At 75.4% G+C, this 11,115-nt stretch carries 10 protein-coding genes; 7 read left to right on the top strand and 3 right to left on the bottom strand.

The window, feature by feature from the left end:
* The first annotated feature begins 19 nt into the window (after positions 1–19).
* The 6 genes from AMIR_RS22885 (at position 20) to AMIR_RS22860 (ending at position 7,470) form a co-directional block, all read left to right on the top strand.
* Positions 20–934 (top strand): esterase/lipase family protein, encoded by a 915-nt coding sequence (locus AMIR_RS22885; protein ID WP_015803321.1) that lies wholly within the window; start codon positions 20–22, stop codon positions 932–934.
* A 25-nt stretch (positions 935–959) separates the two neighbouring features.
* The gene (locus AMIR_RS22880; protein WP_015803320.1) at positions 960–1,181 is read left to right on the top strand and encodes an MbtH family protein; all 222 of its coding nucleotides are present in this window, start codon (positions 960–962) and stop codon (positions 1,179–1,181) included.
* 147 nt (positions 1,182–1,328) lie between these two features.
* Positions 1,329–2,666, top strand: coding sequence for a cytochrome P450 (locus AMIR_RS22875; RefSeq protein ID WP_015803319.1), 1,338 nt, complete (start codon positions 1,329–1,331; stop codon positions 2,664–2,666).
* A gap of 606 nt (positions 2,667–3,272) precedes the next feature.
* A complete protein-coding gene (locus AMIR_RS22870) occupies positions 3,273–4,403 on the top strand; it encodes an alpha-hydroxy acid oxidase (RefSeq protein ID WP_015803318.1) in 1,131 nt (376 codons plus the stop codon).
* Positions 4,331–6,244, top strand: a complete 1,914-nt coding sequence (locus AMIR_RS22865; protein WP_118947239.1) for an AfsR/SARP family transcriptional regulator — start codon at positions 4,331–4,333, stop codon at positions 6,242–6,244. The genes AMIR_RS22870 and AMIR_RS22865 overlap by 73 nt, the downstream gene beginning before the upstream one ends.
* 29 nt (positions 6,245–6,273) lie before the next feature.
* On the top strand, positions 6,274–7,470 hold the full coding sequence (locus AMIR_RS22860; RefSeq protein WP_015803316.1) for a cytochrome P450: 1,197 nt from the start codon (positions 6,274–6,276) through the stop codon (positions 7,468–7,470).
* 22 nt (positions 7,471–7,492) lie between these two features.
* Here the strand turns inward: AMIR_RS22860 and AMIR_RS22855 are convergent, their stop codons facing one another.
* From AMIR_RS22855 to AMIR_RS22845, 3 genes are read right to left on the bottom strand one after another with little or no spacing between them, the layout of a single operon-like run.
* The gene (locus tag AMIR_RS22855) at positions 7,493–8,527 is read right to left on the bottom strand and encodes a CE1 family esterase (protein WP_015803315.1); all 1,035 of its coding nucleotides are present in this window, start codon (positions 8,525–8,527) and stop codon (positions 7,493–7,495) included.
* 2 nt (positions 8,528–8,529) lie between these two features.
* Positions 8,530–9,537 (bottom strand): pyridoxal-phosphate dependent enzyme, encoded by a 1,008-nt coding sequence (locus AMIR_RS22850; protein ID WP_240438640.1) that lies wholly within the window; start codon positions 9,535–9,537, stop codon positions 8,530–8,532.
* Complete coding sequence (locus AMIR_RS22845; RefSeq protein ID WP_015803313.1) at positions 9,534–9,755, bottom strand: MbtH family protein; 222 nt, start codon at positions 9,753–9,755, stop codon at positions 9,534–9,536. Before AMIR_RS22845 ends, AMIR_RS22850 begins: the two co-directional genes overlap by 4 nt.
* Positions 9,756–9,855: 100 nt before the next feature.
* On the opposite strand from AMIR_RS22845, the gene AMIR_RS22840 reads away from it, so the two are divergent.
* Positions 9,856–11,082 (top strand): MFS transporter, encoded by a 1,227-nt coding sequence (locus AMIR_RS22840; RefSeq protein ID WP_015803312.1) that lies wholly within the window; start codon positions 9,856–9,858, stop codon positions 11,080–11,082.
* Positions 11,083–11,115: the final 33 nt, after the last annotated feature.

Genomic DNA, 11,115 nt, shown 5'->3' with positions numbered 1-11,115 from the left:
CCAACGAGGAGGCACCCCCGTGTCCACCACCGAGCCGACCGAGACCCCCGAGCCCGTCCGCACGCGCAAGCCCGGCCAGTTGCCGGTGCCGTGGGACATGCGCGCGGGCGTGCGGGCCTACCTGACCCCCGGCAAGCCCCCGCCCGGCGCCAACGACCCGCTGTTCGGCCCCACCGAGGAGCGCCCCCGCCCGGTGCTCCTCCTGCACGCCTTCATGGCCAACCAGTCGTTCAACTTCCAGGCGGGCGCGCCCTTCCTGCGCAACCACGGGTTCTGCGTGTTCACCATGAACTGGGGGAGGCCGAGGTGGGCGGGCAAGGTCGAGGTGCCGTGCAACGGCGTGGACGACCTGGCCGTCAGCGGCGTCCAGCTCGCCGAGGAGGTCGAGCGGATCAAGGAGCGCACCGGCGTCGACAAGATCGACCTGGTCGGCCACTCGGGCGGCGGCGGCCTGCTGATGCAGTACTACCTCAACGTCCTCGACGGCTACCACAACGTGGACAAGGCGGTCTCCATCGCGCCGTCCAACCACGGCGTGTCGTTCAGCACCCTGACCTACGTGCTGCGCAACGCCTTCCCCCGCTACTACGCCCTGATGGCGCGCAAGATCTTCCCGCTGTGCGACCAGGGCGCGCCGGACTCGGCGATGATCGACACCATCTACGGCAGGGGCGACACCCGCCCCGGTCCCACCTACACGGTGATCATGACCGAGCACGACCAGATCGTCACCCCCTTCCACAAGGCGTTCCTGCACGGCGACAACGTCACCAACATCCTGCTCCAGGACGGCTGCCCCGAGGACCTGTGCGAGCACGCGGGCATCGTCTACAACGAGCGCGCCTGGCTGCACGTGCTCAACGCCCTCGACCCGGCCAACGCCCGGCCCGTGCCCGCGTTCCGGGTCGACCCGTACTTCCCCGGCTGGAAGTGAGCGGACGCCACCGGGAGCACCCGCGATGAACCCCTTCGACGACCACGACCGCGCTTTCTCGGTGCTGGTGAACGCCGAGGAGCAGCACTCCCTGTGGCCCGGCGACCTGCCCGTGCCCTCGGGCTGGCGGGTGGCGCACGCCGACGACACCCGCGCCGCCTGCCTCGACTACGTCGAGCGCCACTGGACCGACCTGCGCCCGCTCAGCGCCCGGCCGCGCGCGGGCGCGCCCGACCCCGACGCCTGAGCCCTCGCCCGCCGGCCCCGCCTGCCCGCCGGCCCCGACACCCGACCCCGCCCCCGACACCCGGCCCTGACCCCGACCACCCACCCGCCGACCCCGCGGCCGAGCCGCGGGCGTCGGTGAACGACCACTTCGACCTGCGGAGGAGCTATGGCCACCTTGGCGCCCTCGCCGACCGGCTCACGCCTGTTCGGCTCGATGTTCGACCTGCGCCGCGACTCCCTGGGGGTCCTCCTGCGCGGGATGCGGGAGTGCGGGGACGTCGTCCGGTTCGTCGCCGGACCGCCCGGCCTGCGCCTGACGCTGCACGGCGTCTTCTCCGCCGAGGGCGCCCAGCGGGTGCTCGCGACGGACGCGGCGAACTTCCGCAAGGACAGCAAGACCTACGTCGAGGTGCGGGCCGCCTTCGGCGACGGCCTGTTCACCAGCCAGGACGACGCCTACCGGCGGCAGCGCGGGCTGATCCAGCCCCTGTTCACCCGGCGCCGGGTCGACCAGTACGCCGACGCCATGCGCGAGGAGGTGAGCGCCGTCCTGCGCCGGTGGCGGGGCCTGGACGACCGGGTGGTGGACCTGCGCGAGGAGTCGACCAGGCTCACCCTGCGCGTGGTGGCGCGCATCCTGTTCGGCGTCGACGTCGAGGAGGCGGTCGGCACCATGCGGGACAGCTTCCCGGTCATCAGCGGCAGCGTGGCCCGGCGCACGGTCTCGCCGGTCGGCCTGCCGCGCTCGTGGGACCGCGGGTACGCGACCGCCCACCGGCGGGTGCACGGGCTGTGCGACCGCATCATCGCCGAGCGCTCCGCCGCAGGCCGCCCGCAGGGCGACGACCTCCTCGGGCTGCTCGCCCGCGCCCAGGACGAGACGGGGGACCGGCTCGCGGCCTCGGAGGTGCGCGACCAGGTCCTGATCTTCCTGCTCGCCGGCCACGAGACGACCGCGACGGCGCTGACCTTCGCGCTGCACCTGATGGCCCACCACCGCGACGCGCAGGCCCGCGCGCGGGAGGAGGTGGACCGGGTGCTCGGCGGTCGTCCGCCGGGCGCCGCGGACCTCGACCGGCTGGGCTACACGACGCAGGTGCTCAAGGAGGCCATGCGGCTCTACCCGCCGGTGCCCTCCGTCGTGCGCAGGTCGGTGGCGGAGACCGAGATCGGGGGCTACCGCATCCCGGCGGGCTCGGACGTGTTCGTCAGCCCGTGGGTGACCCACCGCCACCCCGCCTACTGGGCGGACCCCGAGCGGTTCGACCCCGAGCGCTTCCGCCCCGAGCTGGAGGCCGAGCGGCCGAGGTACGCGTGGTTCCCGTTCGGGCGCGGCCCCCGCGCCTGCGTCGGGGAGCACTTCGCGATGCTCGAAGCCGTGCAGGCCCTCGCCATGGTGCTCCAGGAGTTCGAGCTGGAGGGCGTGGACACCGACGTCTCCCTCGACCAGGGCATGACGCTGCACGCGACCACCCCGGTCCGCTGCAGGCTCTCCCCGAGGTAGCCGCCCGCGCGCCCGCCGGGACCCGGAACCGCCGGGACCCGGCGGGCGCGGGCGGGTCCACCGGGCGGTTCGGGATCGCGCAGCCTCGGGCGAAAGCACCAAAGGACCCTCGGGCGGAAGAATGCGCACCGCGGCCAAGGTATTCCGGAAATCACCCGGCTGGTCCAGCGCGCCGGTTCGCCCGAAGTTCGGACGAACTTCGGTCCGAACTCGCGGGCTTCGGTTCGGGGCGAGTCGGAAGATTGGGGCGGTCCACCTCTTGGTCAGATAGGCGTCAAATGTATTGCGAACCTCGTATTGATCTTTAAGCAGGCTTCTGAGCTGCGTATTCTCTTGATCTGATGCCCGGTGTGCGACATGTTCGCCCCGCTTGCCCGCTGCGTCCAACGATCGTGCGCCGGATGTCGAATTAGTGGCGGAACGCCCTGTGGTCGCGCCCTTGACAGGCTTATCCGAGGCCGATACGTTCGATTTGCCGACCGGGAATGGCACGTCGATTTCGGGGTGCCCTGGGTGTCCGGTCCGGCCGAGATCTCACACGATCTTTTCCGCCCTCCCCCCGCGCGTGGGGAGGCGGCGTGCCCGACGGACAGGAGGCAACGAGCCATGGGCGTCCGCAACTCCGCAGGGGGCGGCGCGGAAGACCCCGAGGACCTGGCTGAGGTGGAACGGGCCGCCGCCGCCCGGCTGCCGGGGGACGTGCGCGACTTCATCGCGGGCGGCAGCGGCGACGAGGTGACGCTGGCCGCCAACCGCGCGGCGCTCGACGACGTGGCCCTGCTCCCCAGGGTGCTCGCGGGTGTCCAGGCGGCCGACACGAGCACCTCGCTCGTGGGCACGGCGGCCACGCTGCCCGTCGCCGTGGCGCCGATGGGCTACCAGTGCCTCGTCCACCCCGACGGCGAGGTCGCGGCTGCCGCCGCGGCGGGCGCCGCCGGCGTCCCCTTCACCGTCGGCACGCTGAGCAGCCGGTCGGTCGAGGAGATCGCCGAGACCGGCGCGTCGCTGTGGTTCCAGCTCTACTGGCTGCGCGATCGCGGCCTGGTCGCCGAACTCGTGGCGCGGGCCGAGGCGGCGGGCTGCCGGGCGCTGGTGATCACCGTGGACGTGCCGGTGATGGGCCGCAGGCTCCGGGACGTGCGCAACGGGTTCACCCTGCCCCGGACCGTCCGGGCCGTCCACCTCGCCGACGGCCCGTCATCCGCGCACGAGCCGCGCCAGGTCGGCTCCGGCGTCGCCCAGCACACGAGCGCGGTCTTCGACCCCGCGTTCGGGTGGCGCGACCTGGAGTGGCTGCGGGCGCGCACCAGGCTCCCCCTGGTGGTCAAGGGCGTGCTCGACCCGCGCGACGCCACCAGGTGCGTCGAGCTGGGCGCCTCGGCGGTGGTGGTGTCCAACCACGGCGGGCGGCAGCTCGACGGCGCGGCGCCCAGCGCGGTGGCCCTGCCGCGCGTCGTCGACGCGGTGGCGGGCGCGGCCGAGGTGCTGTTCGACAGCGGCGTCCGCAGCGGCGTCGACGTGCTGCGCGCCCTCGCGCTCGGCGCGACCGGCGTGCTGCTCGGCCGCCCAATCCTGTGGGGGCTCGCGGTCGGCGGCGAGCGCGGCGCGGCGCGGGTGCTGGAACTGCTGCGCACCGAGTTCGCGCAGGCCCTGCTGCTCGCCGGGTGCGCCGACGTCGACGCGGCCAGGGGACTCGCGACCGCGCAGGCCGCGCCGACCCGGCGAGGTGCGCCCTGACCGCCTCGGGGACCGCGATCGGGGCCGGGGCGCGGGGTCAGGGGAAGACGACGGCCGGGGAGCTGGAGTTCCTGCTGCTGGGACCGCTGGAGGTGCGCGCGGGCGGGCGCCGGGTCCAGGTCGGCGGGCCGCGCCAGCGGACGGTGCTGGCGACGCTGCTGCTCAACGCCGACCGCGTGGTGTCGGTGGACGCGCTGGCCGAGACGGTCTGGGGCGCCCGGCCCCCGTCGACCAGCCGGACGCAGGTGGCGATCTGCGTGTCCGCGCTGCGCAAGGCGTTCCGCGCGAGCGGCGCCGACGAGGTGATCGAGACCGTCGCGCCGGGGTACGTCCTGCGCTCCGGCGGGCACCGGCTGGACACCCTGGACTTCGACGAACTGGTGGCGTTGGCGAGGGCGGCGGCCCGGCAGGGCCGGGGCGCGGAGGCCGTCCGGCTGTACGGCTCGGCGCTCGCGCTGCGCCGGGGCCCGGTGCTGGCGAACGTGACCGGGACGGTGCCCGAGCACCTGTCCTGCCAGTGGGAGGAGACCCTGCTCACCGCCTACGAGGAGCAGGTCGAGCTGCGCCTGGCGCTGGGCGAGCACCGCCTGCTGGTCGCCGGGCTCGCGGCGGCGGTCGAGCGGCACCCGCTGCGCGACCGGCTCTACGGCCTGCTCATCATCGCCCAGTACCGCTCCGGCCACCGGGCCGCGGCGCTGGAGACGTTCGCCCGGTTGCGCCGCCGCTCGGTCGACGAGCTCGGCCTGGAGCCGGGGATGGAGCTGCGCCGGCTGCACGAGCGCATCCTGCGCGACGAGGACCGCCCGGCGGTCGAGCGCCCGCCGTCGCAGCTGCCCGCCGCGACGCAGGTGTTCGTCGGGCGCGCCGAGGAGCTGGCGGTGCTGGACCGGCTGGCCGCCGAGGACGGGCAGGCGGGCGCGCCGCCGCTCGGACTGCTGGTCGGCGGCGTCGGCGTGGGCAAGACCGCGCTGGCGGTGCGGTGGGCGCACGCCAACGCCGACCTGTTCCCCGACGGCCAGCTGTTCGTCGACCTGGGCGGGCACGACCCGCACCACCCGCCGTCGGCCCCCGGCGCCGTGCTCGCGCACCTGCTGCACGCGCTGGGCGTGCCGCCCGAGCGGGTGCCGGTCGCCGCCGAACGACCCGCGCTGTTCCGCACCGCGATGGCCGCCCGCCGGATGCTGCTGGTGCTGGACGACGCCCGCGACGCGGCCCAGGTCTGGCCGCTGCTGCCGAACACCGCCACCTGCCGGGTGCTGGTGACCTCCCGCGACCCGCTGCGCGAGCTGGTCGCCCGCAGCGGGGCGGTGCCGCTGCGGCTGGGCGGCCTCGGGTTCGACGAGTCCGTGGCGCTGGTGCGCGGCATCATCGGCGAGGCGCGGGCCGGGCGCGACCCGGACGCCCTGGTCGGGCTGGTCGAGCTGGTCGAGCTGTGCGGTCGGGTGCCGGGCGCGCTGCTGGCCGCCGCCGCGCACCTGGCCAGCAAACCGCACTGGGGCGTGCCCAGGATGGTCCGGGAGCTCAACCGCCCGCGCAGCAGGCTGTCCGGCCTCGGCGGGCAGCACCTGCGCGACGGGCTCGCCTCCAGCGCCCGCTGCCTGGACCCGGTGGCGGCCGACCTGTACCGGGCGCTGGGCGGCCTGCCCACGCCGGAGCTGACGTCCTGGACGGCCACGGCCCTGCTGGGCTGCTCGACACCCGAGGCCGACGACGTGCTGGAGCGCCTGGTCGACGCGCACCTGCTGGAGCCCGCCGGGGCGGGCGCCGGCGGCGAGAGCCACTACCGGCTGCCCAGCCTGTCCCACGCCTACGCGGCGGAACTTGCCACGACCGGCCCGTGACCCGGCGCGGTCCATTGGAGAGGAACAACGTGACCAGAACCGACACGCGCTCGTACCCCTTCGGCGATCCCGTGGCCCTGGACCTGCACCCCGGCTACGCGCCGCTGCGCGCCGAGCAGCCCGCGCTCCGCGTCCGGCTGCCCTACGGCGAGGACTGCTGGCTGGTCACCCGCCACGAGGACGTCAAGGCCGTGCTCAGCGACTCGCGGTTCAGCCGCGCCCGCGCGGCCGGGCGGGAGGAGACGCCGAGGGTGACCCCCGAGGCCGCGCCCGCCGGATCGATGCTCAGCATGGACCCGCCCGAGCACAGCAGGCTGCGCAAGCTGATCGCGCGGGCGTTCACCTCCCGCCGCGTCCGCGAGTTCCGCCCGCGCACCCAGGAGATCGTGGACGGCCTGCTCGACCAGGTCGAGCAGGCGGGCGCCCCGGCCGACCTGGTGGCGGGGCTCGCGCTGCCGCTCCCGGTGTCGGTGATCTCGCAGATGCTCGGGGTGCCGACCGAGGACCACTACCGGTTCCGGGACTTCTCCGCCACGGTGCTGTCCACCACCGCGCACACCCGCGAGGAGATCGTGGCGGCGCGGGCGGCCCTGGAGGAGTACCTGGGCGAGCTGGCCGACCAGCGGCGGCGCGAGCCCGGCGAGGACCTGATGAGCGCGTTGGTGGCCGCGCACGACGACGACCGGCTCACCGACCGGGAGCTCACGCAGACCGGGATCACGCTGCTGGTCGGCGGGCACGAGTCGACCGCCAGCCAGTTCGCCTGCTCGGTGTACCTGCTGCTGGAGCGACCGGAGCGGTGGGCGCTGCTGCGGGACAACCCGGAGCTGGTGCCCACGGCGGTGGAGGAGCTGCTGCGCTTCATCCCGCTCGGTTCCGGCGGCGCGTTCGCCAGGATCGCCACCGAGGACGTCGAGGTGGGCGGGGTGCTGGTGCGGGCCGGGGAGGCGGTGGTGGCCAGCACCAACTCGGCCAACCGCGACGACCGGGTGTTCACCGACCCGGACGTGCTGGACCTGGCGCGCGAGCACAACCCGCACCTGGCCTTCGGCGGCGGCGTGCACGTGTGCCTGGGCGCCCAGCTCGCCAGGGGCGAGCTCCAGGTGGCGCTCACCTCGCTGCTGACCCGCTTCCCCGGCCTGCGCCTGGCCGTGCCCCCCGAGCAGGTGCCGTGGCGGCAGGGCTCGCTGCTGCGCTCGCCGGTGGAGCTGCCGGTCACCTGGTGACGGTCACCCCCGGTGGCGGCGCTCAGCCGCCGAGCAGGAAGTCGACGGCGGTGTCGGCGGCCGACAGCTGACGGTCGGTGGCCCCGACCACAGCCGGGCGGTACGGGAACGTGCCGCCCGGCCAGGTGTGCCCGCCCCCGTGCACGGTGATCGACACCACGCGCAGGCCGCTGTCGGGGTTGGCGCAGGTCTCCCGGCTGGTCGAGGTGCCGCCCGGTGACGCGGCGGGCCGCGCCTCCTCGCGCCGCCGCTCGTCCGCGCCGCCCGCCCGGCAGAACGCCTCCACGGTCTCGGCGGTGGAGATCGTCGGCTTCGGCGGCTCCTTGCCGATCGCGGGCGTGTCCGCGGGCGCGGTGGAGAGCCCGTCGAACGGGCGCAGCGGATCGGCGTCGCCGTAGATCGACAGCACCGGGATCGGGCCGGTCGGTCGCACCTCGGCCGGGGGACCCGGCAGCTGCCCCGCCACGGACGCGACGCCCGCGAACCAGTCGGGGTGCTCGGCGGCCAGGCGCAGCGCCATCATCCCGCCCTCGGAGAACCCGATCGCGTACACGTGGTCGGGGTCCACGCGCGCGGCGCCGGTCAGCTCGTCCACGACCGCGCGGGCGAAGTCCACGTCGGCGTCCGGGTCCGGGCGCAGATCGGTGGGTTCCGGCGAGGCGCTCCAGCCCTCGGCCACGCCCTCCAGGTAGGCCAGCGCCACGCCCGCGGCGTCCGCGGCGGCGTTCAACCCGCTGTGCCGCTCCATCTCCTCGGCGGAACCGCCCTTGCCGTGCAGCACGAGCGCCAGCGGGCGGCCTTCGGGCAGGGCGGGCGCCCCCGGCGAGGCGTGCAGCCGGTAGGCGCGGGTCCGCCCGGCGACGACGACCTCGCGGGCGGTGGTGGTGGCGTCCGCGACGGGGCGGCGCTCGACCGGGGTGAACCGCTCCACCGCGACGGCGGACGGGGCGGTCGGGGCGGGGGCCGGCGGCGGCGCGACGGGCTCGGCTCCCGCGCAGGCGGCGGACGAGACCAGGACGGCCAGCGCGAGCCCGGACCGCCTCGTGACTCCGATCATGGTCACTCAACGTAGCAGAGCAGCTCCGGGGGGACCGGGCCGAACACCTCCCCGGCCTCGCGCGTGCTGCCGGTGTGCCAGAACAGGTGCGTGCCGTCGGCGTCGCCCACCTCGCCCAGCAGGTGGTGGAACGCCTTGGCCCCGTAGCACTCGTCCACCCGCACGTCCGCCGCCTCGCGCAGCAGGTCCGCGCAGCGCCCCGCCTCCGGGTCGGGCACGCCGTACGGGGCGCCCGCGTACCCGACGTGCCGCACGTGCTCCGGGCGCACCGCGTCCGCCGGGCCGCCGAGCAGGGCGGCCACCTCGCGGGCGCGCCCCAGCAGCCCAGGGCCGAGGGTCGAGGAGCTGCCCACCACGTCCACCGCCGTCACCTGGAACGGCAGGCCGGACAGCGCGAGCCCGGCGGCGATCCCGGCCGCCGTGAGGGTCGACGCGGCGGGCAGGTGCACCCGCAGCGGCCCCGGCAGCCCCCGCGCCTGCTCGGCCAGCTCCAGGCCGGCCAGCGCGTGCGCCACGCCCGCCACCGGGTCCGCGCCGCCGAACGGGATCACGTGCACCCGCTCGCCGCGCTCGCGCAGCTCCGCCACCGCCGCGCGGTGCCGCTCCCGGTCGGGGTGCACCGACACCCCGTCGGGCACCGGCTCCAGCCGCGCGCCCGCGCCCGCGGCCAACCGCAGGTTCCGCGCCACGAGCGCGCCCGGCTCCTGCGGCAGCACCAGGGCGGTGACCCGGAACCCGAGTCGCCCCGCGTGCAGGGCCGTGGCCGCCACGTGGTTGGAGCCCGCCGTGCCCGAGGTGAGGACGGCCGTGGCGCCCGCGGCGCGCGCCGCCCCGAGCACGAACTCCAGCGCCCTGGTCTTGCACCCGCCGAAGACGGGGGAGTTCTCGTCGTCGCGCTTGACCAGCACCCGGCGCGGCGCCAGGCCGTCCACCGGGTGCAGCCGCGTGGGCGCGGTGATCAGCGGCACGCGCGGCAGCGCGCCCACCCGCGCGCCGACCGGAGGCGTCAAGCCCGGTCCCCGGCCCCGCGCAGCGCCTCGCGCAGGCTCAGCGGGCGCATGTCGGTCCAGTTCGCGTCGATCCACTCCAGGCAGGCCCGCTTGGCGCCGCGCTGCCCGGCGGTCCGCCAGCCGTCCGGGACCGCCCGGTCGGCGGGCCAGATCGAGTACTGCTCCTCGTGGTTGACGACGACCTCGAATTCGCCGGAATCCTCGTTCTCTCCCAGCACGGGAAACCTCCACGTAGTCCGTTCCGGACCAACCTAGTGAACGGTCTTTTCGATTTGTTATCCATTGTCCCGCGGGCGATCCGGTCATATCGTTCGATCAATGACGGTCACCTCTCGCGCGGAGCGGCTCGGACTGCCCAGGATGCGCGGGCTCCACCGGCTGGTGGTCTCGGCTGCCGTGGACAGCCTGGGCAGCGGGCTGTTCCTCCCGTTCACCATCCCGTACTTCCTGGTCGTCTCCGACCTCGGGCTCCTCGCCATCGGCACCGCACTCTCGGTGGCCGCGCTGGCCGGGGTGCCCGCCGGGGTGATGGCGGGTCCGCTGGTGGACCGGTTCGGCGCCACGGCGGTCGTGGTCGGCTGCAACGTGCTGCGCGCCACCGGGTTCCTGTCCTACCTGTGGGTGAGCGAGCCCTGGCAGCTCGTGCTCGCGGCGGCGCTCGTCTACTGGGCCGACGGCGCCTGGCTGCCCGCGCAGGGCGCGCTCGTCGTGGACCTCGCGGGCCTGGACCAGCAGCCCCGCTGGTTCGCCCTCATCAGGTCCACCCGCAACGCGGCGCTGGGGCTCGGCGCGATCGTCGCCGCCTCGGTGGTCGGGTTCGGCGTCGACGGCTACCGGGCGCTGGCGGTGGCCAACGCGCTGAGCTTCCTGCTGATCGCCGCGCTCATCGGCACCTGGCCCAAGGCCCGCGCGCTCGCGGGCAGGCGCGCGGCGGTGGCGCGACCGCGCCCGGAGGGCGGCTACCGCGTGGTGCTGCGCGACCGGCCGTTCACGCTCCTGGTGCTCGCCAACGGGTTCTTCGTGATCGTCGTCTACGCGATCGTCCTCCTGGTGCCCGCCTACGTGGGGATCGCGCTGCCCGACCACGCCTGGCTGCCGGGCGCGCTGTTCACCGTGAACACCGTGCTGGTGGTGCTGGCGCAGGGCCCCGTGGTGCGCTGGACCGAGGGGCGCGGCCAGGCGCAGGTGCTCCGGCTGGCCGCCGCGGTGTGGGCGACCTCCCTGGTGCTCCTGGGCGCGGCGGCGTTCCTGCCCACCGGCGCGGCGCTGGCCGCCCTGTTCCTCGGGGTGGTCGTGTTCACGGCCGCGGAGCTGCTGTTCGCCCCCACCAGCTCGGCGTTCGCGGTCAGGCTGGCGCCGCCGGGGCTGCGCGGGCGCTACCTCGGCGCGCACCAGATGTCCTGGGGCGCGGCCATGGTCGTGGCCCCGGTGCTGTTCACCGGCCTGCTCTCGCTCGGCCCGTGGTGGCCGTGGCCCGTGCTGGTCGCCTGCTGCGCCGTCGCGTGGCTGCTGCTCGGCGCGGTGCGGCGACCGGCGCGGGACTGAGGCGCCGGGGCGCCGGGGCGCCGGGGCCGGGCG

The organism is Actinosynnema mirum DSM 43827 (assembly GCF_000023245.1).
Lineage (GTDB): Bacteria > Actinomycetota > Actinomycetes > Mycobacteriales > Pseudonocardiaceae > Actinosynnema > Actinosynnema mirum.
The sequence above is the reverse complement of the archived record's forward strand: the minus strand, read 5'-3'. Positions and strand labels throughout refer to the sequence as shown.

Coding starts and splice junctions, on each gene's coding strand:
- AMIR_RS22880 (WP_015803320.1), top strand. CDS start 960: ATGAACCCCTTCGACGACCACGACCGCGCTTTCTCGGTGCTGGTGAAC.
- AMIR_RS22875 (WP_015803319.1), top strand. CDS start 1,329: ATGGCCACCTTGGCGCCCTCGCCGACCGGCTCACGCCTGTTCGGCTCG.
- AMIR_RS22870 (WP_015803318.1), top strand. CDS start 3,273: ATGGGCGTCCGCAACTCCGCAGGGGGCGGCGCGGAAGACCCCGAGGAC.
- AMIR_RS22855 (WP_015803315.1), bottom strand. CDS start 8,527: ATGATCGGAGTCACGAGGCGGTCCGGGCTCGCGCTGGCCGTCCTGGTC.
- AMIR_RS22840 (WP_015803312.1), top strand. CDS start 9,856: ATGACGGTCACCTCTCGCGCGGAGCGGCTCGGACTGCCCAGGATGCGC.